This is a genomic window from Ideonella aquatica (assembly GCF_018069755.1).
GTDB lineage: Bacteria > Pseudomonadota > Gammaproteobacteria > Burkholderiales > Burkholderiaceae_C > Ideonella > Ideonella aquatica.
In genome coordinates this window covers 105,741-129,605 of record NZ_JAGQDE010000003.1, presented here as the reverse complement: position 1 = coordinate 129,605, position 23,865 = coordinate 105,741, and the positions used below count along the sequence as shown (strand labels likewise).

18 protein-coding genes are annotated in these 23,865 nt (G+C 71.5%); 10 read left to right on the top strand and 8 right to left on the bottom strand.

The features are described from left to right. Positions 1 to 6 precede the first annotated feature (6 nt). The 4 genes from xdhA (at position 7) to KAK06_RS04815 (ending at position 5,629) form a co-directional block, all read left to right on the top strand. Positions 7 to 1,554, top strand: a complete 1,548-nt coding sequence (gene xdhA / locus KAK06_RS04830) for a xanthine dehydrogenase small subunit (protein WP_210800789.1) — start codon at positions 7 to 9, stop codon at positions 1,552 to 1,554. Beyond that, entirely contained in the window at positions 1,551 to 3,872 is a 2,322-nt protein-coding gene (gene xdhB / locus KAK06_RS04825; protein ID WP_210800788.1) for a xanthine dehydrogenase molybdopterin binding subunit, read from the top strand. The genes xdhA and xdhB overlap by 4 nt, the downstream gene beginning before the upstream one ends. A 13-nt stretch (positions 3,873 to 3,885) precedes the next feature. Then, positions 3,886 to 4,725, top strand: a complete 840-nt coding sequence (xdhC, locus tag KAK06_RS04820) for a xanthine dehydrogenase accessory protein XdhC (RefSeq protein WP_210800787.1) — start codon at positions 3,886 to 3,888, stop codon at positions 4,723 to 4,725. A gap of 115 nt (positions 4,726 to 4,840) precedes the next feature. Continuing rightward, a complete protein-coding gene (locus tag KAK06_RS04815) occupies positions 4,841 to 5,629 on the top strand; it encodes a sulfite exporter TauE/SafE family protein (protein WP_247652659.1) in 789 nt (262 codons plus the stop codon). Positions 5,630 to 5,651: 22 nt separating this feature from the next. On the opposite strand, the gene KAK06_RS04810 is transcribed toward KAK06_RS04815, so the two are convergent. Next, complete coding sequence (locus KAK06_RS04810) at positions 5,652 to 6,344, bottom strand: Crp/Fnr family transcriptional regulator (RefSeq protein WP_210800786.1); 693 nt, start codon at positions 6,342 to 6,344, stop codon at positions 5,652 to 5,654. A 294-nt stretch (positions 6,345 to 6,638) separates the two neighbouring features. Between KAK06_RS04810 and KAK06_RS04805 the strand changes: the two genes are divergently transcribed. Continuing rightward, entirely contained in the window at positions 6,639 to 7,508 is an 870-nt protein-coding gene (locus tag KAK06_RS04805) for a fumarylacetoacetate hydrolase family protein (protein ID WP_210800785.1), read from the top strand. 9 nt (positions 7,509 to 7,517) lie between these two features. On the opposite strand, the gene KAK06_RS04800 is transcribed toward KAK06_RS04805, so the two are convergent. Next, on the bottom strand, positions 7,518 to 8,501 hold the full coding sequence (locus KAK06_RS04800) for a Bug family tripartite tricarboxylate transporter substrate binding protein (RefSeq protein WP_210800784.1): 984 nt from the start codon (positions 8,499 to 8,501) through the stop codon (positions 7,518 to 7,520). 285 nt (positions 8,502 to 8,786) lie between these two features. Here KAK06_RS04800 and KAK06_RS04795 point away from each other — a divergent pair, with 285 nt between their 5' ends. Next, positions 8,787 to 9,689 (top strand): GNAT family N-acetyltransferase, encoded by a 903-nt coding sequence (locus tag KAK06_RS04795; protein WP_210800783.1) that lies wholly within the window; start codon positions 8,787 to 8,789, stop codon positions 9,687 to 9,689. 11 nt (positions 9,690 to 9,700) lie between these two features. On the opposite strand, the gene KAK06_RS04790 is transcribed toward KAK06_RS04795, so the two are convergent. After that, positions 9,701 to 11,002, bottom strand: a complete 1,302-nt coding sequence (locus KAK06_RS04790) for a glycerate kinase type-2 family protein (RefSeq protein WP_210800782.1) — start codon at positions 11,000 to 11,002, stop codon at positions 9,701 to 9,703. A 98-nt stretch (positions 11,003 to 11,100) separates the two neighbouring features. Here KAK06_RS04790 and KAK06_RS04785 point away from each other — a divergent pair, with 98 nt between their 5' ends. From KAK06_RS04785 to kefC, 4 genes are read left to right on the top strand one after another with little or no spacing between them, the layout of a single operon-like run. Then, entirely contained in the window at positions 11,101 to 12,495 is a 1,395-nt protein-coding gene (locus tag KAK06_RS04785) for an 8-oxoguanine deaminase (RefSeq protein WP_210800781.1), read from the top strand. Then, positions 12,495 to 13,514, top strand: coding sequence for a hypothetical protein (locus tag KAK06_RS04780; RefSeq protein ID WP_210800780.1), 1,020 nt, complete (start codon positions 12,495 to 12,497; stop codon positions 13,512 to 13,514). Before KAK06_RS04785 ends, KAK06_RS04780 begins: the two co-directional genes overlap by 1 nt. Next, complete coding sequence (gene kefF / locus KAK06_RS04775) at positions 13,514 to 14,143, top strand: glutathione-regulated potassium-efflux system oxidoreductase KefF (RefSeq protein ID WP_210800779.1); 630 nt, start codon at positions 13,514 to 13,516, stop codon at positions 14,141 to 14,143. The genes KAK06_RS04780 and kefF overlap by 1 nt, the downstream gene beginning before the upstream one ends. Further along, a complete protein-coding gene (gene kefC / locus KAK06_RS04770; protein WP_210800778.1) occupies positions 14,140 to 15,960 on the top strand; it encodes a glutathione-regulated potassium-efflux system protein KefC in 1,821 nt (606 codons plus the stop codon). Before kefF ends, kefC begins: the two co-directional genes overlap by 4 nt. Positions 15,961 to 15,972: 12 nt before the next feature. On the opposite strand, the gene KAK06_RS04765 is transcribed toward kefC, so the two are convergent. The 5 genes from KAK06_RS04765 to KAK06_RS04745 all read right to left on the bottom strand — a co-directional run bounded on the left by KAK06_RS04765 (position 15,973) and on the right by KAK06_RS04745 (position 23,800). Next, the gene (locus KAK06_RS04765) at positions 15,973 to 16,338 is read right to left on the bottom strand and encodes a putative quinol monooxygenase (protein ID WP_210800777.1); all 366 of its coding nucleotides are present in this window, start codon (positions 16,336 to 16,338) and stop codon (positions 15,973 to 15,975) included. Positions 16,339 to 16,414: 76 nt separating this feature from the next. Continuing rightward, entirely contained in the window at positions 16,415 to 17,077 is a 663-nt protein-coding gene (locus tag KAK06_RS04760) for a hypothetical protein (protein ID WP_210800776.1), read from the bottom strand. A 36-nt stretch (positions 17,078 to 17,113) separates the two neighbouring features. Continuing rightward, positions 17,114 to 18,967 carry a hypothetical protein gene (locus tag KAK06_RS04755; RefSeq protein ID WP_210800775.1) on the bottom strand — a complete coding sequence of 618 codons (1,854 nt, stop codon included), beginning with the start codon at positions 18,965 to 18,967 and terminating at the stop codon, positions 17,114 to 17,116. A gap of 2 nt (positions 18,968 to 18,969) precedes the next feature. Next, complete coding sequence (locus KAK06_RS04750) at positions 18,970 to 20,793, bottom strand: hypothetical protein (protein WP_210800774.1); 1,824 nt, start codon at positions 20,791 to 20,793, stop codon at positions 18,970 to 18,972. Then, entirely contained in the window at positions 20,780 to 23,800 is a 3,021-nt protein-coding gene (locus KAK06_RS04745) for a TonB-dependent receptor (RefSeq protein ID WP_210800773.1), read from the bottom strand. The genes KAK06_RS04750 and KAK06_RS04745 overlap by 14 nt, the downstream gene beginning before the upstream one ends. Between the last annotated feature and the right edge of the window lie 65 nt (positions 23,801 to 23,865).

Genomic DNA, 23,865 nt, shown 5'->3' with positions numbered 1-23,865 from the left:
CACGCCATGGACGCCCACCCCCAGGTTTCTCCCGAGGCCGCCACCCGCCCGGTGCGCTTCGTCTTCCGTGGCCGCACCGTTGAGGTGAACGACGCGCCCCCCACGCGCAGCGTGCTGCAGTGGCTGCGCGAGGACGCCCGGGCCTGCGGCACCAAGGAAGGCTGCGCCGAGGGGGACTGCGGCGCCTGCACCGTGTTGGTGGCTGAACTGGCCGAACTCGCCGAAACGGTGCTGGGCGACACCGCGGCGGTGCGCAGCGCCGGCCTGGCGATCCGGCCGGTCAATGCCTGCATCCGCTTCCTGCCCAGCCTGGACGGCAAGGCGCTGCTGACGGTGGAGGACCTGGCCGGCCCGGCGCCCGATGCACCGCTGCACCCCGCCCAGCAGGCCCTGGTCGACTGCCACGGCCACCAGTGCGGCTTCTGCACCCCGGGCTTCGCGATGAGCCTGGCCGCCGAACACGAGCGGCAGCGCGCCGGTGGGCCCCCTCCCAGCCGGGGCGAGCTGGCCGATGCGATCGCCGGCAACCTGTGCCGCTGCACCGGCTACCGGCCGATCCTGGACGCCGGCCAGCGCATGGGCCAGGACCTGTCGCGCGGGCTGCCGCTGGACGGCCTGGCCGAGCAGCTGCGCGGGCTGCAGGCCGCCCCGGCACTGAGCCAGCCCGGCCGCTGGCACGCGCCACGCAGCCTGGCCGAATTGGCGGCCTTGCGCGCAGCCCGGCCCCAGGCGCGGCTGCTGGCCGGCGCCACCGATGTGGGCCTGTGGGTCACCAAGCAACTGCGTGAGCTGGGCGAGCTGATCTGGCTGGGCGATGTGGCCGAGCTGCGCCGCATCGATGAGGCCGATGGCGCACTGCGCATTGGCGCCGCGGTGACGCTGGAAGACGGCTGGCGCGCCCTGGTGGCGCGTTGGCCCACGCTGTCCGAGATGCACCGCCGCTTTGCCGCACCGCCGGTGCGCCATGCCGGCACGCTGGTGGGCAACCTGGCCAACGGCTCGCCGATCGGTGACGCCCCGCCGGTGCTGATGGCACTGGGCGCACGGCTGTGCCTGCGCCAGGGAGACGCCACGCGCCACCTGGCCCTGGAGGATTTCTACCTCGACTACATGAAGAACGCGCTGCAGCCCGGCGAGTTCATCGAGGCGGTGGAGGTGCCGCTGACCACCACCGACCCCGTGTGGGTCGTGCGCGCCTGGAAGCAGAGCAAGCGCTTCGACTGCGATATCTCTGGTGTCAGCTGCGGCCTGGCGCTGCGTCTGGACGCGGGCGTCGTGGCCGAGGCCCGGCTGGCCTTTGGCGGCATGGCCGCCACCGTGCGCCGCGCCTCGGGCGCCGAGACCGCGCTCAATGGCCGGCCCTGGACCGAGGCCACACTGCTTGCCGCCCAGGACGCGCTGGACGCCGACTTCCGACCCCTGAATGACCTGCGCGCCAGCGCCGCCTACCGGCAACGCGTGGCGCGCGGCCTGCTGGAGCGGCTGTGGCTGGAAACCCGCCCGCAGGCGCCTCTCGATGCCACTGCCCTGCGCGTGTGGGAGGGCTGCGCATGACCGCCACACTCACCGGCGCCGTTGGCCAGCCGCTGCCGCACGAGTCCGCCCGCGGCCATGTCAGCGGCCGTGCCGCCTACTGCGACGACATCCCCGAACCGGTCGGCACGCTGCACGCCGCGCTGGGCCTGTCACCGGTGGCGCACGGCCGCCTGCTGGGCATCGACCTGGCGCGGTTGCAGGCGCTGCCGGGCGTGGTGGCGGTCTACACCGCCGCCGACATCCCCGGCCCCAACGACTGCGGGCCGATCGTCCACGACGATCCGATCCTCGCTGACGGCACGCTGCGCTACCTGGGCCAGCCGGTCTTTGCCGTGGTGGCCGAGAGCCGCGATGCGGCGCGCCGCGCCGCCGCGCAGGCCAAGGCGGTGCTGCAGATCGAGCCGCTGCCGGCGCAGCTGGACCTGCGCGCCGCCCATGCGGCCGCGGACTGGGTGGTGCCGCCGATGCACCTCAGCCGCGCCACGCACCCCGGCGGTGTCGACGCCGCCATGGCCGAGGCGCCGCACCGCCTGAGCGGCCGCTGGACGCTGGGCGGCCAGGAGCAGTTCTACCTCGAGGGCCAGATCAGCTTCGCGCTGCCGCAGGACGACGGTGGCCTGCTGGTGCATTGCTCCACCCAGCACCCCAGCGAGATGCAGGCGCTGATCGGCCATGCCTTGCACCTGCCCAGCCATGCGGTGCAGGTCAGCTGCCGGCGCATGGGCGGCGGCTTCGGGGGCAAGGAGTCGCAGTCGGCGCTGTTCGCCTGCGTGGCGGCGCTGGCGGCACGGCGGCTGCAGCGGCCGGTCAAGCTGCGCGTGGACCGCGACGACGACTTCCTGATCACCGGCCGCCGGCATGGCTTCGAGTTCGACTGGGCGGTGGGCTTTGACGACGCCGGCCGCGTGCTGGCGCTGGAGATCACGCTGCTGGGCGACGCCGGCCACTCGGCCGACCTGTCGCCACCGGTGATGACGCGCGCGCTGTGCCACATCGACAACGCCTGCTGGCTGCCCAACGTGGCGCTGCACGGTTACCTGCCGCGCACCAACCGCCAGAGCAACACCGCCTTCCGCGGCTTCGGCGGCCCGCAGGGCGCGCTGGTGACCGAGGTGATCCTGGACCACATCGCCCACCACCGATCGATCGACCTGCTGGCGGTGCACCGGGCCAACTGGTATGGCACCACCGAGCGCAATGTCACGCCCTATGGCCAGGTGGTCGAGGACAACGTGATCGCACCGCTGGTGGACCAGCTCAGCGTCAGCGCCGACTACGCCAAGCGCCGCGCCGAGGTGGCGCTGTTCAACGCCGCCAGCCCGGTGCTGAAGAAGGGGCTGGCGCTGTCGCCGGTGAAGTTCGGCATCTCGTTCAACGTCAACCATTACAACCAGGCCGGCGCGCTGGTGCATGTCTACCTGGATGGCTCGGTGCTGGTCAACCATGGCGGCACCGAGATGGGCCAGGGCCTGAACACCAAGGTGGCGCAGGTGGTGGCGCATGAGCTGGGCCTGCCGATCGGCCGCGTGCGCTGCAGCGCCACCGACACCAGCAAGGTGGCCAACACCTCGGCCACCGCCGCGTCCACCGGCGCCGACCTGAACGGCCAGGCGGCGCAGGACGCGACGCGGCGCATCCGCGAACGCCTGGCCGCGCTGCAGGCAGCCGAGTGGCAGCTGCCGACCGCGGACATCGTGTTCGTGGATGGCCAGTTGCGCGCGCCCGATGGCCGCAGCGTCGAGTTCAACGCCCTGGTGCAGCGCGCCTACGTGGCCCGCGTGCAGCTGTGGAGCGAAGGCTTCTACGCCACGCCCGGTCTGCACTGGGACCGCGCCACGCTGACCGGCAAGCCCTTCTACTACTTCGCCTACGGCGCCGCGGTGTCCGAGGTGCTGCTGGACACCCTGACCGGCGAGTGGCGCCTGCTGCGCGCCGACCTGCTGCATGACGCTGGCCGCTCGCTGAACCCCGCGCTGGACATCGGCCAGATCGAGGGTGCCTTCGTCCAGGGCATGGGCTGGCTGACCAGCGAGGAGCTGGTCTGGCACCCGCAGACCGGCGCGCTGCTGACCCACGCGCCGTCGACCTACAAGGTCCCCACCGCCAACGACGTGCCCGATGCGCTGCACACCCGGCTGTTCGAGAACGCCAACGTCGCCGACAGCATCCACCGCAGCAAGGCGGTGGGCGAGCCGCCGCTGCTGCTGGCCTTCTCGGTCTGGCTGGCGCTGCGGGATGCGGTGGCCGCCACCGGCGCACCCGGCTGCCAGCCGCCGCTGACGGCGCCGGCCACGCCGGAGGCCCTGTTGCGGGCCATCGACGCGGTGCGCGACTGAGACAATCGCGGCGATGACCGCGCCCCACCCTGCCCCCGCCGCCCTGCCGGTGGCCGATGCCGCACTGGCTGCCGATTGGCTGGGCCGCGGCAGGCCCGCGGTGGTGGTGGTGGTGGGGGAGACGCGCGGCTCTGTGCCGCGCGAGCGCGGCACCCGCATGCTGGTGGCCCTGGACGAGGTGGCCGGCACGATCGGCGGCGGTCACCTGGAGTGGCAGGCCATCGCCCAGGCGCGCGAGCGGCTGGCCGCCGGCGCCCCGTCGGCCTGGGACTGGCCGGTGGCCCTGGGTCCGTCGCTGGGCCAGTGCTGCGGTGGTGCGCTGACGCTGCACTTCCGGCCGCTGGACGCCGCCGCGCTGGCCGACTGGCCGCTGGACGCGCCCCGCTTTCACCTGCAGCTCTACGGGGCCGGACATGTCGGTCGGGCGATCATCGCGCTGCTGGCGCAGATCCCCTGCCGGGTGCAGTGGATCGACGAGCGCGAGGCCGAATTCCCGCCGGGCCCGCTGCCACCGCACATCGAGCGGGTCTGCGTCGAGCCGGTCGAGGCCGAGGTGGCGCAGGCGCCGCCCGGCAGCGCCTACCTGGTGCTGACCCACAGCCACGACCTGGACCTGGCGCTGACCCAGGCCATCCTGCGGCGCGACGATGTCGGCTGGTTCGGCCTGATCGGCTCGGCCACCAAGCGCGCCCGCTTCGAGCACCGGCTGGCCGAACGCGGCATCCCGGCCGAGCGCATCGCCGCCATGCACTGCCCGATCGGCTGGCCCGGCATCACCGGCAAGGAGCCGGGCGTGATCGCGGTGGCGGTGGTGGCACAGCTGCTGGCGGCCTGGCCGCACGCCGCCGACTGAACTGCTTATTTGTTCCGCGAATAAGTTTAGTCAGAAATTGTTTTAGGGGGTCCATCGCTGTGCGGCGGCTGGAAGAATCGATGCTGTTCATCGTTTTTCTCATATCGGAGCGCCCATGCAGTTGGAATCCATGCCCGCACTCGCCGGCCTGTTGGTCGGTGCGATGGTGGGTGTCACTGGCGTGGGGGGCGGCTCGCTGATGACGCCGATCCTGGTGATGCTGTTCGGCGTGGCACCCACCACGGCGGTCGGCACCGACCTGCTCTATGCGTCGATCACCAAGATGTTCGGCGTGGGCGTGCACCACGGCCACGGCACGGTCGATTGGCAGGTGGTGCGCCGGCTGGCGCTGGGCAGTCTGCCCGCCGCCGCCCTGACCCTGGCCTGGATGCACTTCTCCGAGGCCTCGCGGGTCAAGGACGGCTTCATCATCAGCATGGTCGCCACCATGCTGATCATCACCGCGCTGGGCATGCTGACTAAGGACTGGCTGCATGGCCTGGGCCGCAAGCTGCGCGTGGGCAACGCCGACCAGTTCAAGCACCTGCAGCCGGTGCTGACCGTGCTGGGCGGCATCGTGCTGGGCGTGATGGTCACGCTGACCTCGATCGGCGCCGGCGCCCTGGGCACGGTGATGCTGGTCTACCTGTACCCGCTGCGCCTGAATGCCGCCAAGCTGGTGGGCACCGATCTGGCCCATGCGATCCCGCTGGCGCTGATCGCCGGCCTGGGCCACCTGGCGCTGGGCAACGTGAACTGGACGCTGCTGCTGAACCTGCTGATCGGTTCGGTGCCGGGCGTGCTGATCGGCTCGCTGATCAGCACCCGCGCTCCGCTGGCCTTCATCCGCTACGCGATCGCGGTGGTGCTGGGTGCGGTGGCGGTGAAGCTGATGCTGACCTGAGCCGCCCGGGCCCGTCCGTCGTTCAGTGCGAGCGGGCGATGGCCGCCAGCGCGGCCGGATCCAGCACATGCACGGTGTAGCCGGCCACCTGCAGCACACCTTGGCTGGTGAAGCTGCGCATCAGGCGTGAGAGCGTTTCCGGCGTGATCGCCAGTTGCGAGGCGATGTCGCGCTTGCGCATCGGCAGCTGGATCAGTGCCCGCTCCGGGTGGACCGGATCAGGCTGGCAGCGCTCATGGAGCCAGGCCGCCAGGCGGGCCGGCGCGTCCTTGTGCATCAGGTCGTGGGTATTGACCGCCAGGGCCCGCACCTCGCGCGCCAGCGTGGTCACCAGACGGCGTGCCAGCACCGGGAAGCGCTCAAGCACGGCGCCCATGGCTTCGCGCGAGATCTCGGCGATCGTGGCGCTGGTCATCGCCCGGCCGTCGATCGCATGGGCTTCCCCCAGCCAACCGGCGCTCAGGTCCAGCCAGGCCGGACCGTGCAGGTGGCGCTCGGTGCGGAACGCCAGGTCACTGCCGCGCAGGCCCAGGGCGACGTCGCCGTCGACCACCAGCAGCAGGCCGCGGGCCCGCTCGCCCTGGGCGAAGACCAACAGGCCGGCCGGCACGCGGCGCGGCCGGGTGGCCTCGTTCAAGGCAGCAGCCTCGGCATGGCCGAGGGCGGCACCGCCGAAGAGCTGGCCCCACTGGCGCGGGTCCGGCAGCATGGACATCCCCGGACCAAGCGGCGCGGGGGCGGCAGCCACGCGGCTGGACGCCCGCAGCCGGGTCAGGGGCGCGCGTTCGGTCGGGGGGCTGGGGGGGCTGAGGGTAGGCTGGTCCATGCGGCTCTCGCGGCATTGCAGTCACTGGGTTGCGGTCGAATGTCAGCGAGCATTCACCCCCGTGTGTTGCGCCAGATCAAGCCGAATCCCCGCAAACGGTCCTACCGCACGAGGTATGCGATCTGGCTCAAATCGCGATGCCGCGTACCATCACCCGTCCCCGCCCCTGACCGATCCCCGCCCATGAAACTGCTTCGCCTTGGCCCCCGCGGCCAGGAACGCCCCGCCCTGCTGGATGCCGACGGCCGCCCCCGCGATCTGAGCGGCCTGCTGCGCGACATCACGCCGCGCACCCTGTCGCCCGAGGGCCTGGCCGCGCTGCGGGCGGTGGATCCGGCCGCCCTGCCGCTGCTGCCCGAGGGCCTGCGCCCCGGCCTGCCCTGGCGCGGTTGCCGCAAGTTTCTGTGCGTGGGCTTGAACTACGCCGACCACGCCGCCGAGGCCGGCATGGCCCTGCCCACCGAGCCCATCCTGTTCACCAAGCAGCTCAGCAGCCTGGTGGGCGCCCAGGACAGCGTGGTGCTGCCCCAGGGCGCCACCAAGGGCGATTGGGAGGTGGAACTGGGCGTGGTGATCGGCCGCACCGCGCGCTGCATTGAGCCCGACGAGGCGCTGGCCCATGTGGCCGGCTACTGCGTGGTCAACGATGTCTCGGAGCGCAGCTTCCAACTGGAGCGCGGCGGCACCTGGGACAAGGGCAAGGGCTGCGACACCTTCGGCCCGGTCGGCCCCTGGCTGGTGACCGCCGACGAGGTGCCCGACCCGCAGGCGCTGGACCTGTGGCTGGACGTCAATGGCCAGCGCATGCAGACCGGCAACACCCGCACCATGGTGTTCGGTGTGGCGGCGCTGATCAGCACGATCAGCCGCTACTGCACGCTGCATCCCGGCGACCTGATCGCCACCGGCACGCCGCCGGGCGTGGGCATGGGCATGAAGCCGGTGCCGCGTTTTCTGCAGCCCGGCGACGAGATGCGCCTGGGCATCAGCGGTCTGGGCGAGCAGCGTCTGCCGGTCAAGGCCTGGGACCGGGCGCTGTTCGACGACCGGTGACGGCCGCGCTCAGTCGGGCTTGATCTTGGCCCGCGCGATCACCGGCTGCCAGCGCTTGCGCTCGGCAGCGATGAAGCTGGCGAACTCGGCCGGCGTGCTGCCCACCGCGATCGCGGCATCCTTGGCCAGGTGATCCAGCGCGGCCGGTGCGCGCATCGCGCTGGCGCAGGCCGCCGCCAGCTTGTCAACCGCGGGCTGCGGCATCGAGGCCGGGGCCAGCATGCCATACCACTGCGTCATCTCGAAGCCGGGCCAGCCCTGTTCGGCCACCGTGGGCACATCGGGCAGTTGCGGCAGGCGCTGCGTGGTGCCGGTGGCGATGCAGCGCAGCTTGCCGGTCTTGATGAACTGCATCACCGCCGGCGCGCCCACCGAGGCGGCATCGAGCCGGCCGGCCAGCAGGTCGGTCAGCTGCGGGCCGGTGCCGCGGTAGGGCACATGCAGGATGAAGGTCTCGGTGGCCATCTTCAGGTATTCCATCGCCAGGTGGCCGGCGCTGCCGTTGCCGGCCGAGCCATAGTTCAGCCGGCCCGGCTGCTTCCTGGCCAGTGCGATGAACTCCTTCAGGTTCTTCACCGGCAGGTCGGGGTGCACCAGGTACAGGCTGGGCACCTTGGCCAGCAGGCTGACCGGCTTGAAGTCCTTCAGCGGATCGTAGGGCAGCTTGTCGAAGATGAAGGGGTTGACCGCCAGCGTGCCGATGTGACCCAGGATCACGGTGTGCTGGTCGTCGGCGCGCGCCACCTCGGCCATCGCCACATTGCCGGCGCCACCGGGCTTGTTGTCCACATACACGCTCTGGCCCAGCAGCTTGCTCAGCTCCTGCGCACTGGCGCGGGCGACGATCTCGGAGCTGCCGCCGGGCGCGAACGGCACGACGAAGCGCACCGATTTCGTGGGCCAGGTGGCCTGGGCGCGGGACAGGACGGGAGGCAGTCCGAGGGCTGCCAGCGCCAAGGCCTGGCGACGGGTCAGGTGCGTGGTGTGTGTCATGCCCCGGATCATCGCCATGCCAGGGGCGCCAAAACGACGGGAACCACGTAGGGATTTGCCCCGATCCAGAACGACAAAAGGCCACCTTGCGGTGGCCTGTTGCGCCCGGGCTTCAGCCCTGGCTGGGTGTTGCGACACCGGTGACGGGTTCCGGCGTTCCGCCCATTGGCGCGGTCGGTTGGGTTCGTCGCAATGGGGATGATTGTGCAGTCACTTCGTGACGGCGGTGTGACGATAAGGCGCCCCATGGCCCCCCAACTCTGGGGAGCGCCGCACAATGCGGTGATGGACAACGCGCATTCCGTCACGATCCGCCGCCTGGGTCCGGCCGACGCCACTGCCCACCGGGCGCTGATGCTGGGCGCCTACGCCCGCGAGCCCGAGGCCTTCACCTCCAGCGTGGCCGAGCGCATCGACCTGCCGCTGGACTGGTGGGCGCGCCGCCTGGGCGCTGAGGGCAGCGACGAGCAGGTCTGGGGCGCCTTCGCCGGCCCGCGCCTGGTGGGCGCCGCCGGTCTGTCGCGCAAGCCGCGCGAGCGCACCGCGCACCGTGGCTTCGTCTTCGGCGTGGCGGTCGAGCCCGACCTGCGCCGCCAGGGCATTGCGCGGCGCCTGGTCCGCTGCGTGCAGGCCGATGCGCTGCATTGGCCCGGCCTGCGCCTGCTGGAGCTCACCGTCAGCGATGGTAATGCCAGCGCCCGGCGGGTCTACGAGGACTGCGGCTTCGTCGCCTGGGGCTGCGAGCCGCGCGCGCTGGCGCTGGACGATGGCCGCGAGGTGGGCAAGTGGCACCTGCAGTGGATGCTGCCCGAGCGCTTGCGGCGCTTGCGCTTTGCCGACGCCGAGGTCGGTGCCGTGGAGCCGATGAGCGGCGGCTGGCGCCTGCGATTGGCCGCTGCGCCGGTCGATGAGCAGCGCGAGGGTCGCTGGGTGGAGGGCTACCTCACCCCGGTGATCCTGGCCGTGCAGACCGATGCGCCCGCACCCGATCTGCTGGGTCGGCTGGCCGAGGGGCGCCTGGTCGATGCCCAGGGTCGCTCATTCAGCGACTGCCCGCTGCCCTGGACCACCGGCGCGTGCCGGCTGGAACTGCGCGGCGCGCGCGGTGACGCGTTGGAGATCCGTGCCAGCAGCGTGCGCCTGGGCGCACCCCCCCGCGCGGTGTGGCGCGAGTCACTGGCCTGCTGAGACGGCGGGATTCAGGCCACCCAGAGGGCCCGGAAGTCGTTGACGTTGGTGTGCGTGGGCCCGGTCACCACCAGGTCGCCCAGCGCCTCGAAGAAGCCGCAGGCATCGTTGCGGGCCAGGTGATCAGCCACTGACAGACCGGCCGCCGCCGCGCGCGCCAGCGTGTCGGGCGTGACCATCGCACCGGCATTGGACTCGACGCCGTCGATGCCATCGGTGTCGGCGGCCAGCGCCCACACACCGGCCTGGCCCTGCAATCCCAAGGCGCAGCCCAGCAGGAACTCGGTGGCGCGGCCGCCGCGGCCCCGGGGCTGGCCCGGCGCGCGCGGGCGCACCGTCACCGTGGTTTCACCACCGGACAGGATCACGCAGGGCCGGGAGAAGGGCTGGCCGTGGCGCGCCACCGCGCGCGCCAGCGCGGCATGCACGCCGCCCACCACGTGCGACTCGCCCTCGATCGCATCGGACAGGATGTGCGCGGGAACGCCCATCGCGCGTGCTGCGGCCGCAGCGGCCTCCAGGCTGGCCTGCGGCGTGGCGATGACCTCGACCTGCTGCTGCGCGAAGCAGGCGTCGCCGGGCTTGGGAGTTTCGAACCTGCCGCTGCCCAGACCGGCGCGCGCCGCGGCGGGCAGCGCAATGCCCCAGCGCTCGCACAGCGCCAGCGCCTCGGCGCAGGTACTGGGGTCGGGCACGGTGGGGCCGCTGGCGATGATGGCCGGGTCGTCGCCCGGCACGTCGGAGATCAGCAGCGTCACCACCTGCGCGGGCGCGCAGCGCGCGGCCAGCTGGCCGCCCTTGATGGCCGAGCAGTGCTTGCGCACGGTGTTCATCGCGTCGATCGGTGCGCCGCTCTCCAGCAGCGCACGGTTCAGCGCCTGCTTGTCGGCCAGCGTCAGACCGGCCTGCGGCATCGTCAGCAGCGCCGAGCCGCCACCGGAGATCAGGCACAGCACCAGGTCATCGGCCGTCAGCCCCTGGGCCAGCGCGGCGATGCGCGCGCTGGCGGCCACGCCAGCCTCATCGGGCACCGGGTGCGAGGCCTCGACGATCTCGATGCGCCCGGCACCAGGCCGATAGGCTGGCGGCGTGTGGCCGTAGCGGGTGACGACCAGGCCGCTCATCGGCGCGTCGGCCGGCCACAGCGACTCCACCGCCAGCGCCATCGCGCCGGCCGCCTTGCCGGCGCCCAGCACCACCGTGCGGCCGCGCGGCGGCGGTGGCAGGCGGCCAGGCAGCACCACGGCCGGCTGAGCGCGGGCCACCGCGGCGTCGAACAGCGCGCGCAGCGCGGTACGGGGGTCAGCGCTCATCGCAACGTGGAGCTGACAGGCATTGAAATGGCAAGGGCACACTGGGCATGGCACATGCAACACTTGGGGACCCGCCGACGATAGCAGCCCCTTTGCCGATGACCGAACCCACCCTGCTGATCCGCGACGCCGACGTCGTCGCGACAATGGACGACGAGCGCCGCGAACTGCCGCGCGCCAGCGTGCTGATCCGCGGCCGCGCGATCGAGGCCATTGGCCCTGCCAGCGATCTGCCGCGCGAGGCCGACGAGGTGATCGATGCCCGCGGCCACGTGGTGATCCCGGGCCTGGTCAACACCCACCACCACATGTACCAGTCGCTCACGCGGGCGATCCCGGCGGCGCAGAACGCCGAGCTGTTCGGCTGGCTGCGCACGCTCTACCCAATCTGGGCCGGCCTGACGCCCGAGATGGCCCGCGTCAGCGCCCAGGTGGCGATGGCCGAGCTGCTGCTCTCGGGCTGCACCACCAGCAGCGACCACCTCTACCTGTACCCCAACGGCGTGCGGCTGGATGACACCATCGAGGCCGCCGCCAGCATCGGCCTGCGCTTTCATCCCACGCGCGGCAGCATGAGCGTGGGCGAGAGCGCCGGCGGCCTGCCCCCTGACCACCTGGTCGAACGCGAGGACGCGATCCTGCACGACACCCGCCGCGTCATCGAGACCTTCCATGACCCGTCACGCCACGCCATGGTGCGGGTGGGCGTGGCGCCCTGCTCACCCTTCAGCGTCAGCCCCGGTCTGATGCGCGACGCCGCCGCGCTGGCGCGCGCCACCGGCACCCGGCTGCACACCCACCTGGCCGAGAACGACCACGACCTGGCCTACAGCCGCGACAAGTTTGGCCAGACGCCCACCGAGTACGCCGAGAGCCTGGGCTGGCTGGGCGAGGACGTCTGGCATGCCCACTGCGTCAAGCTCGATGCCCACGGCATCGCCCGCTTCGCCGCCACCGGCACCGGCGTCGCCCACTGTCCCTGCAGCAACATGCGCCTGGCCTCGGGCATCGCGCCGGTGCAGCGCATGCGCGCTTCCGGGGTGCCGGTGGGCCTGGGCGTGGACGGCAGCGCCAGCAACGATGCCGCACACCTGCTGAACGAGGCGCGCCAGGCGATGCTGCTGGGCCGCGTGGGCCGCTCGCTCGACGCCTTCGGCTGCGACCACGGCCCGGCAGAGTTCACCGCCCGCGACGCGCTGGACATCGCCACCCGCGGTGGCGCGCGCGTGCTGGGCCGCGACGACATCGGCCACCTGGCGCCCGGCATGTCGGCCGACCTGGCGCTGTTCGACACCCGCACGCTGGGCTTTGCCGGTGGCGCGGTGCACGACCCGGTGGGCGCGCTGCTGCTGTGCGCCTCGGCGACCACCGCGTACACCGTGGTCAATGGCCGCGTGGTGGTGCGCGAGGGCCGGCTGGCCACGCTGGAACTCGAGCCGCTGCTGGAGCGGCACAACGCGCTGGCGCGGCAGCTAGCGAACCGGAGCGCATGATGTCGCCCTACACATCCTGGTCCGAGTCACGCCGCCGCTGGACCCTGGCGGTGGTGGTTCTGTCGGTGCTGGCCACCGATGCTGGCGTGGCGCGCTGGTTGCAGCACCAAGGCCAGCCAGTTCCGGAGTGGCCACTGCTTGTCGACCTGCTGGCCGTTCTGCCGCTGGCTTGGTGGATGCTGATGCGCCCGCGCGCCCGCACCGCGCTGTGGGGCATGCTGGGCATGGTCTCGCTGGGCATCACGGCCGGCGCATGGATCCTTCCCGACACCGACAAGCAGTGGTGGACCTGGCTGGAGGCATTGCGCTGGCTGGGTCTGGCGGCTCTGCTGCTGGCGCAACTGATGCTGGTGGCCCAGGCGCTGCGCGAGCTCTGGCTAATACCGCCCGGCCAGCATCCCGAGCCGGTGCTGATGAGCGCGCTGGCCCGCCGCTTCCGCGACCATCCAATACGGCCGCTGCTGCAGGCCGATGCGCGGCTGTGGCTCTATGCCTGGCCGGGCCGGCAGGTGCAGCAACTGATCGACAACGGCCTGCACTTCGAGACCTGGCGCCAAGGGCAGAACCTGTCGAACCAGCAGGCCTTCGGCATCCTTCTGGCCGTCGAGCTGCCGCTGGCCCATGGGCTGATGCATTTGTGGAGCCCGGCCCTGGCCTGGACCGTGAGCGCCTTGTCGCTCTATGGCGGCCTGTTCCTATGGGCCGAGTACCGGACCACACGTTGGCGACCCATCAGCCTGCGGGCCGACGCCCTACACCTGCGCAGTGGCGTGCTGGTGGACCTGGCGCTGCCGCTGGGTGCCATCTCGGCGGTGACTCGGTTGGATCGGCCGGCGCCGCGCGCCAAGGGCCGCTGGAGGATCGCCGGCATGGGCCGCACCAACCTCTGTCTGCACCTGCGGCCCGACTGCCGCCTGCCGACGGTGCTGGGGGAACGCACGGTGAGCGAGATCTGCATCGGCGTCGATGAACCCGAGCGGTTGATCGCGGCACTGCGCGAACGCCTCGAGACGCGCTGATGGTGGCGCCAAGCATCCTGGTGCTGGTCGCCCACCCGGCGCTGCAGCATTCACACGTCAACCGCCCGCTGATGGAGGCTGCCCGCGGTGTGCCCGGCGTGCAGGTGCGCGACCTGTACGCGCTCTACCCCGACTACGCGATCGACGTGGCCGCCGAGCAGGCCGCCGCCGCAGCGGCCGACCTGATCGTCTGGCAGCACCCGCTGCAGTGGTATTCAATGCCGCCGCTGATGAAGCTGTGGCTGGACGAGGTGCTGGCCTACGGCTGGGCCTACGGCCACGCCGAGGGCCGCAGCACGCGCGCGCTGCAGGGCAAGGACCTGTGGCTGGTGCTGAGCACCGGCGGCACCGAGGACGCCTACCACCCGCAGGGCTACAACCGCTACTTCCTGGACGCCTTTCTGCCGCCCTATGAGCAGACCGCCGCGCTGTGCGGCCTGCGCTTCCTGCCGCCGATGGTGCAGCATGGCGCGCACCAGCTGTCGGCCGACGCACTGCGCGAGCACGCACAGACCTACGCCAGCCGCCTGCGCGACTACCCCGACTGGCCGGAGATCGCCGACATGGCCGAGTGCCCGACCTGCCAGGTGCCGCTGCGCGACCGGCCTGCCGTGGAAGATCGCCGATGAACTCGCAGTGGCTGCATGCCGCGCTGATCTACCTGGCTGCCGCGGTGCTCTTCGTGCCGCTGGCCAAGCGCTTCGGCCTGGGCTCGATCATTGGCTACCTGGGCGCCGGCGTGGCGATCGGGCCGTTCGGGCTGGGCGTGGTGAAGGACCCCGAATCGATCCTGCACGCCGCCGAGTTCGGCGTGGTGCTGATGATGTTCCTGATCGGCCTGGAGCTGGAGCCGCCGCGGCTGTGGGCACTGCGCCGGCCGATCTTCGGCTGGGGCACGGCGCAGCTGCTGGGCTGCGCCGTGGTGCTGGGCGGCGCCGGCTGGGCGCTGGGTGCGCCGTGGACGATGGCGGTGATCGCCGGCCTGGCGCTGGCGCTGTCGTCCACCGCGGTGTCGCTGCAGATCATGCAGGAGCGCCACCTGCTGCCCACCGCCGGTGGCCAGGCCGGCTTCGCGATCCTGCTGCTGCAGGACGTGGCCGCCATCCCGATCCTGGCCCTGATCCCGCTGCTGGGCCAGGGCGGCCCCGGCGCCGGCCATCCGGCCTGGGAGGCGCTGAAGGCGGTGGGCGTGATCGCCGCGATCATCCTGGGCGGCCGCCTGCTGCTGCGCCATGCGCTGCGCTGGGTGGCGCGCAGCCGATCGCCCGAGATCTTCACCGCCGCCGCGCTGGGTCTGGTGGTGGGCATCGCCAGCCTGATGGAGGCCGCCGGCCTGTCGATGGCGCTGGGGGCCTTTCTGGGCGGCGTGCTGCTGGCCGAGAGCGAGTACAAGCGCGAACTGGAAACCGACGTCGAGCCCTTCAAGGGCCTGCTGCTGGGCCTGTTCTTCATGGCCGTGGGCATGTCGATGGACTTTGCCGCGCTGTGGGCCGACCGCTGGCTGGTGCTGGGGCTGCTGCTGGGCTTCCTGGCGCTGAAGGCCGCCGTGATCTGGGCCCTGGCCACCACGGTGAAGGTGCCGCTGGCCGAACGCCCGGTGCTGACCCTGCTGCTGGCCCAGGGCGGCGAGTTCGCCTTCGTGGTCTTCCAGCAGGCTGAAGGGGCCGGCGTGATCGGCGCGCGCCACGGTGCGCTGCTGGTGGGCACGGTGGCGCTGTCGATGCTGGTGACGCCGCTGCTGCTGGTGCTGATCGACCGCCTGCTGCTGCCGCGCTTCGCGCGTGCCGCCACAGGCTCGCCACACGCACTGGCCGAGCCGCAGGAGGGCCCGGTGATCATTGCCGGCTTCGGCCGCTACGGCCAGGTGGTTGGCCGGCTGTTGTACGCCAACGGTATCCGGCCCACGGTGCTGGACCACGACGCCGAGCAAGTGGAGTTCCTGCGCAAGTTTGGCTTTCGGGTGCACTACGGCGACGCTACCCGGCTGGACCTGTTGCGCCTGGCCGGCGCCGAGCAGGCGCGGGTGCTGGTGATCGCGATCGACGATGTCGAGCAAAGCCTGGCCCTGGCCGAGGCCGCGCGCCAGCACTTTCCGCAGCTCACGCTGGTCGCCCGCGCCCGCAACGTGCAGCACTATTACGCGCTGCGCGACCGCGGCGTGGCACTGATCGACCGCGAGACCATGGACTCCGCCCTGTTCAGCGCGCGCCGCGTGCTGGAGCAACTGGGCTGGCTGCCGCACCAGGCCCGCCAGCTGGCCATGCGCTACCGCCAGCACCTGGTCGAGCAGGTCGAGCGCATGTACCCGCACCACCGCGACGAGCAGGCCCTGGTGTCGATGGCCAAGCAGGGCCGGCAGCAGCTCGAAGAGCTGTTCGCCCAGGAGCGCGAGGCGCTGGCGCAGCGCCAGCGCGCGCCGGGATGGGACCCGGACGCGCCGCGCTGACACCCCCGCGCTTCAGGCGCGCCGGATGCCCTCGTCCAGCACGAAGAACTGCGGGTTCAGCGCCGCCATCGGCCCGCGCAGCTTGTCCAGTTCAGCCGCCGGACCATGCACTTCCAGCCGCTGGATGCTGGCGATCTTCAGCGCCTCGCCCAGCAGCTCACCCACGTTGTCCAGGTGGGCCAGCACCGCCGCGGCGTCCACATAGCCTTCACGGCAATGCGCGGTGTTGCCGCTGTAGGAGAAGGCGTAGTGCAGGCAGCCCAGCTCGGTGCGCGTCTTCTCGACGAAGCGCGGCCCCAGGGCCTGGAAGTCGTTGAGCCGCCCCTCCTGGACGGTGAAATACGGGACCAGGGTGCAGCAGGTATCGCGCTGGAACATGGTGTCTCCTGTCGGTGTCCGGGTCGAAGCGCCCAGCGCCGATTCTGCGCCTGCGCCGGCACTTGCGCGAGCATCCTCAGCGCGGCAGCAGGGCCTTGGCTGCTTCGATGCGCAGCGCCAGCGGCACCGCCGGATCGTTCATCACCTGCAGCAGGAAGGCCCGCGGGTCGGTCGCGGCGGCGACCGCCGTGACCGGTGTGGCCGCGGGCTGGGCGGTCGGCTGCAGCGGCGTCAGCCGATCGGCCGACACGCTGCCCAGGCCGGCCAGCAGCGTGGCCTGGCCGTCGTCGCCTGGCGGCACGTCCAGCCAGGGCGTCTGGGCGAACAGCGGCGCCAGATCGGGCGCCACGAAGGCCGACCAGCGGTCCTCGCCGGGCAGCGCGGCCCCGGGTCGCGGCGCGGCCTGACCGTCGCGCGGCCAGCCGCCCACCTGGGCGGCCTGGGACGCCGGCAGGAAGCGTTCGCGCAGCGCGGCCAGCAGGGTCTGCGCGGTGGCGGCATCCACCGGCTCGGCCAGCGAGAACCACAGCTGCAGCGCCTCGCCCGACACCGCAATCGCCGGCGCCGGCCAGCCCAGCGCGTCCTGCACGCCTCGCCAGACGGCGCCCAGCCGCTCCCAATCGGCGGGTGCGGGCCACTCCAGCACCAGCGCACGGGTATGGCCGCGGAAGTCGATCAGTGACCCGGCACGGTCCAGGCCAAACAGCCGCTGGAATTCAAGGTCGAAACGGTCGCTCACGGCTGCGATTGTGCCGGGCCGCGGCGAGCCTGCCGATCAGGGCATGTCGCCGTTGATGCTCAGCGTGCGGTCGCCGGGCTGGCCGTCCGGGTTCATCTCAAGCAGCAACACGTCCTGAAAGTGCAGGCGCGTCAGATCGCCGTCCTGGCGGGCCGTCACGCCGGCACACCCGCCGCCGCAGCGGTAGTGCACGGTCTGCAGGGACTCGGCACCATCGCTGTTGATGTAACGCGTCAGCAGCTCCACGCCGTCGGCCAGGCCGCTGGTGGGCGACCAGGCAAGCACATTGATCGTCATCGTGTAGCGTCCGACGTCGCCCAGACTGCCCCAGAACTGATCGGGCTGGCCGTCGCCATCCAGGTCTTCCCAGGATGGGTTCAGCGCCAGCCGGTCAGCGCACAGCTCCAGCCGGGTGCCATCGCTGTTGGCCAGCACCAGGCCCTTGAAGGGCGTGCACACGGGCAGTGGCGGCTCGTTCAGGGCGATGGTGTCGAGCTCGGTACTCAGACGAGCCTGCACGGCCTCGTCAGCCTGACCGTCCGCGCCCACCAGCGCGAGCCGCACATCCTTCAAGGACAGGTGGCGCGTTCCATCGGCCGCCAAGGCGCTGGCCGTGGCGCCGGCACATCCGGCCCCCTGGCAGCGCCAGCGCTGACCGCCGCCGCTCAGGCCGGCGCGCAGCGGGTCACCCACCGAGACCCAGACGACACGGTCGCCCTCGGTGATCACGTTGAGCAGCCAGCCTGCATCGGTCTTGGCCTGGAACGCGTGCGAGACGCGGCCGAACTTCGAGGTGGCGATGCGCCGCGCGACACAACGCAACTCGGTCGTGCCATCCGGTCCCAGCAGCCGCATCGGAATACCGGTGCAGGGCCGGGGATCCTCGCCCTGGCCGCTGTGAAGCTGCCCGTCCAGCCGGGTGCTGCCCAGCATCACGGCGACAAAATCCAGGCTGCGGCGTCCCTGGCTGTCGGCCGGCCCCACGCGCAGACCGGCGCAGGCGGCGCCACTGCAAGCACCGCTGCCCGCTCCGCTGCGGTCGAGCCGGACATCCAGCACCTGTTCGCCCTGCAGACGCAGCTGCAGACGGTCGCCGAAGACATTGGCAAAACCCAGTGTCTGTACCGAACCAGGCACGCTGACTCGGCTGCGGCTGAGCGGGCAGAAGCGGTCCGGCGCATCGCCCAGCAACAGGGCGAGCGACTCACCGCGGCAGCGCGCGCTGTCCTCGGCCACGTCGTCCACCAGGTCGGCAAACAGCCGACCCTGGTCGGCCACGCGCTGCCGCAACACACGCAGCACCTGGGTCATCGGGTCGTCAGCGGCCACGCTGAAATCGACCTCGCCGAAGGGTAGCAGCGACTCGGGCACGTCAATGCCCAGCCGCTGCACCAGCAGCGTACGCACCCGCGCCTCGGCCTGGGTCAAAGCCTGGGCGGTGATGGGCGCGACATCGGACACGCCCCAGCGCAGGCCGTCGTAGAACCCCCCGGCCGGCTCTCCCAGCAGGGCCGCCGCCACCAACTCGGTCAGCGGCGTCACGTTGAGCGCGCCGGGCCGCGTGGCCAGCGCATGAAAGGCCTCGCCACTGACAGGCGAGCTGGCGCGCAGCACATAGGGCGCCTGCAGATCGTCCAAGGGCAGCCTGTAGCTGCCGTCGCCCTGGGTGGACTGCGACAGGCTGCGCGGCGTGCCGGCCAAGGCGCGCACGCTGAACTCGCTGAGGATGCGGTAACCGGTGCTGGCACGCCCCTGCAGCACGGGGGGCCCAGCAGGCGCATCGCTGGGCGTACCGCCACCGCAGGCCACCAGCACAGCCAGGGCCGCCGTGCCCATCGCCAGCAGCCACGCCAGCCGGCCGCGGGAGCGCAGATCGAGGTGCCGGTCCATCCTCAGTCTCCGGGTGCAACGACCAGTGCGGCCGACAAGATCGTGCCGCGCAGCACCAGATGGCGTGTACCAGGCGACCCGTCAGGCAGCACCTCGTCCAGCACCGTGCCATCGAACTGGAAGCGATAGCGCAGGTCGGTTGTGAAGGTGACGCTGCCCCCTTGGCAGTCGCCGCCGCGGCAGCGGTAAGCCAGCTCGAAGGCCTCGACCCGAACGCGGCTCATCGTGACCTGCGTCGGCTGTGCCAGGTCCAGGTTGTAGACCACGCTGACGACATCGGACTCCGGGTTGGTGCTGTCGGTCATCACCGTCTCGAAGCGACCATCGCCATCGACGTCGTCGATGCCGATCGATGCCCCGGGGCGGGTGTCGCACAGGGGCATCACAGTGCCGTCGCTGCTTTCCAGCGTCAGCAGGATCGGCATCGGGCAGCTGTCGGTGGGTGCGGGGGGCGTGCGGGCAGTGAGCACATCGGCCTCCACCTGCACCGTGTCGGCCGGGTCGACCTGGCCGTCGCCCAGCGCTCGGACCATGCGGGTGCCGGCGAGCACGATCCGCCGCACGCCGTCGGCCGCTGCCGGGCCGACGCTCACGCCACTGCAGGCCCGCCCGATGCAGCGGTACTCGATCTCGCCCCAGGTACGGCCCAGCGAGATCCAGGCGACCCGGTCGCCATCGAGCCGGATGTCGAGCAGGCGCGAGCCGTCCACGGCCCCGGTGAATCCATGAGCCAGCCGTTGGAACTGACGGGTGACCAGGCGCTGCCCCACGCACTCTTCCTCGCGCAAGCCATCGGTGTGCCGGGCACTGAAGCGCCGGCCGGCGCAGGGGGCCTGCACGGGGCCCTCGCCGCTGCTCAGACGGCCCTGGACGCTGGCGGGTGTCGCGCCGCTCAGGCGCACCTGCTTCCATGTCAGCAGACGGTGGCCGTCGGCATCCGGTACACCGACGCCCAGGCCGGCGCAGCCGGCGCCAGTACAGGCCGCGCGCTCGCGGCCGTCGCGCAGCCAGCGCACCGACGCCACCGCGCCGCTGCGCAGCAGCACTTGCAGCTCATCGCCCAGCGGGCTGGCAAAGTGCAGTGCCTCGGTGCCGGCGGTGTCGTCGACGGCGGAGGTCAGCTCCATCGGGCAGAACACCGAGTGCGCACCGCCCAGGTCCAGCGTGACGCGCGCCCGGTCGCACAGCCGGCCATGCAGTGCGACCTCCTGCACCAGCGTGGCCAGGTCGCTGCCGTGCTGCGCCAGCGCAGCGTGCAGGCCGCTGATCAAATCCATCATCGGATCGCCTGCCACCGGCTCGAAGGCGCTGTCGTGGAAGCGGCCCAGGTCGGCCGGAAGCGTCAGGCCCAGTTGGCGCTGCAGCCGCTCAAGTAGGCGCTGCTCGGCGTCCGCCAGTTGCGCGGCATCGATGCGCGAAAAGTCGGCCGCCCCCACCGGCCCCAGCACCTGGTAGAAGTGCGCCGGGTCGTCGCCTTGCAGCTCGGCCAGCAGCAGATGGCTCAACGGCGTCACCGGCGCCCGGCCCGGAGCCAGTGCCACACCGGCCAACTGCGCCGTCTCGTCCCACAGCACGTACGGTGCCGTCAGCCCTTCGACGATCAGCTCGTAGCGGCCGGAGTCATCGCGCCGTGTCGAGGTGGGCACGCCGGCCAGCGGCTTGACCTCGATGGCGCCCTGGGCGACCGGGGCGCTGTCGACCACCGCCCCTTGCAGCATGATGCGCGTCGCCGGCGCGGGGGTCTCGCGCACGCCCGAGCCGCCACCACAGGCGCTCAACAAGCACAGCGCCAGGCCGACCCAGGTGCGCCCCTCAGTCCAGTTCAAGGCTCACTCCCAGCACGAACGCCCGTGGCGCCGCCGGCCCGACAAAGCTGGTGTTCTGCCACTCCGACGAGTTGTAGTTCCAGCCGCTCGGGCCAATGGCCCCCAGCACCGAGGGCGAGAATGGGTTGACCCCCAGGCGTCCCGCCGTGAAGTAGCGCCGATCGAACAGGTTGTAGACACCCGCGGTCAAGGTCAGCCCCGAGGGCAGTCGCCAGTGGCTCATCAGATGGAACACCGCGTAGCCGGGCGTCGAGCCCGGCAGCATGAACGGCCGCCCGACCGTGCGCCCGCCACCCGAGGTCCCGCCGCAGTAGCCATTGGCATCGCACCAGGTGCCACTGCCGCCCAGGTAGAGCAGCGTCTCGCTGTCGGTGCCGGCAGGCCGGTGCGCGTTGTTCTCGTTGCCACGCACATAGGCGCGCGAATGCGCCACGGCGCTCAGGCGCAGTGTCCAGGCACTGCTGACCGACCAGGACAGGCTGGCATTCAGGTTGTGCGGCGAGATGCCCGGCATCCGGGCGCCGGGGTCGACCCGGATCATCCGGTAGGTGCCGGCGGTGCCGTTGTCATTCGCGGTGGGTGTGGGCAGGGCCGACGAGGGCTGGCTGTTCTGATCGAAGTCGGCGCTGCTGTTGTGCGGGCTCAGCACATAGAAGCGCGACTGGAAGGTGGCATCGGTCCAGGCATAGTTGAAGCGCAGCTCAAAGGGGCCGTGCCGGCCCTTCACGCCCATCTCGACCCCCTGTCGCCGGGTGTGGCCGATGGTGTCAAAGTAGCTGCGCTCGGCCGAGACACCGACGAAGAAGATGTCGTCGCGCAGGTCGGTGCGGTAGGCGCTGGCGTTCCACTCCCAGCGTGACAGTGGACCCCAGTTGGCGGGCAGCAGGCCGCGCGCACCCAGCTCGGCCGAGCGGGCCCGGATCTGCGGCAGGAACGGGTCGCCCGACAGCGTGCTGGGCAGGCTGCAGGTCGGCCCGACCAGGCTGCGCGGACGCATCAGCGGCGGCACCGCCTCGCCGGTGGCGTCGTCGATCAGGCCGGCATTGAGGTTCACCGGCCGCGCATCGAAGGCGCAGCCCAGCTCGATCACCGACGGCGTGCGCGTGCCGGCGCTGAGGTTGCCGAACAGGTTCAGCGCCGGATCCAGGCGCCAGCTGAAGCCCAGCGAGGGGTTGAGCGATTCGTAGCGTAAGCTTTCGCGCGTCAGCGCGTCGGGCAACTGCTCCAGCGGCCGCGCCACCGGCTGCGGCTCGCTCGGGCACGAGGCCGGGTCCGCCGTGGGGCACAGCAGGTAGGCCGCACGCAGGTTGCCGGTGCGCAGGTTGTGCAGCGCGCCGGCCTCCTCGCCAAAGCCGCTGCGCGCCAGCAGCCGGGTCCGCACCCGGGTGTGGTTGTAGCGGCCAGCCAGGTTCAGGTGCAGGCCGGGCTGCGGCGTCCAGGTCTCGCTGACATACAGGCTGCGGGTGCGCGAGCGGCCGTCAAAGTCGTTGGCCCGCACATCAACCTGGGCTGCGCGGTACTGCACGTCGATCTGGTCCGGTGCCGCATAGACCTGGTGCGAGGCATCGATCAGCCCAAGGCGCTGCGCCATGCGGTAGCTGGCGCTGCTGGCATCGACCGACGCACCCACCATCAGGCGATGCCGCTCCAGGTTGAAATTCATCTGCAGCGCCAGGCCATCGGTGCGCTGGGCCACGTCGGTGCGGGTGAGCAGGCCGATCGGCGTGCCCTCGACCACGCCGGGAGCGCCGGTTTCCTGTCCGTTGCGCGCGCCACCCAGTTGGGGGCGGCGTGCCGAGGTGTCGCACAAGCCCTCGTTGTTCGGATCGTTCAGCGGGGCCAGCAGCACGTCATCGACCGCGGTGCCGTCAGGCAGCACGATGATCTCGGTATCGCGCCGGCCATCGCGGTTGGCATCCAGCCACTGGCAGGCCGGCAGCGGGCTGGTGCGCGGGCGCAGCGGACCGCGCACCACGTCGATGTCGGCATCGAACTCGTCGAAGCCCTCGTAGATGTCGCCGTTCAGGCCGCGTCGGCGCGAGTGCCTCGTGTAGGCCTGCGCGCTCAGGTTGATCTGCTCGTCGAGCTCGAAGGTCCCGAACAGCTGCGCCTGCGCCAGCCGGTTGCGCGACTGGTCGGGCGAGGTGAACACGCTGCGCGGGTTCTGAAGCCAGCTCTCGTAGGGGATCAGTCCGTTGCCGATCAGGTCATTGGAAGCGCCCAGCAGACTGACACCGACGCTGCCGCGCTCGAAACGCCAGTCGCCACGCACGAAGCCCTGGTCAACGCGCGAGGGGGAGTTGTCGCGCCAGCCGCGTTCCTCGAAGTGGGTCAGTGCACCGAACAGCGCGCGCGACTCTTCGTGCCAGCCGTAGGCCAGTTGCGCCTGGGCGCGGCCGGCGCTGCCGTATTGCAGGCTGGCGTCCAGGCCAGGCGAGGTGAAGCCGCTGCGCGTGCGCAAGCTCAGCGCGCCGCCCAGCGTGTTCAGGCCATACAGCGGGTTCGAGCCCGGAAACACGTCGAAACGCTCGATTGCGTTCATCGGCAGCAGATCCCAGTTGACGACGTCGCCGAAGGGCTCGTTGACGCGCACGCCATCCAGGAACACTGACAGGCCCTGCGGCGTGCCAATCTGCGGGCTGGCGGTGAATCCGCGGTAGGACACGTCGAGCTGGAAGGGGTTGCCGGCATAGTCGTTGACACTGACCGAGGGCATCTGCAGGTTCATGAACTCGCCGATGTTCAAGGCCCGGCTGGCCTTCAGTTCGGCCTTGTCCGCCGACTGCACATTGGCCGGCAGCTGGTCGCGGCCCAGCAGCAGGCCGGGCAGCGGACCCTGCTCATAGGGGCGCTGGCCGCGCACCGTCACCCGCGCGGGCTCGGGGGACTCGGCCGGCGTATCAGGCGTGGGCTGGGCCGCCACGCTGCCTGACCACAGCAGGGCGACGAGCGCCGCAGCGAGAGGAGTCAGGCTGGCGAGCCGGGACGTCGACGGAAGCAGGTACATCGCCCTGCAGTGTCCAGGGGCATCCGGAGGGAGAACTTCCCGATACCGTGCATGGTTTCCCCGCA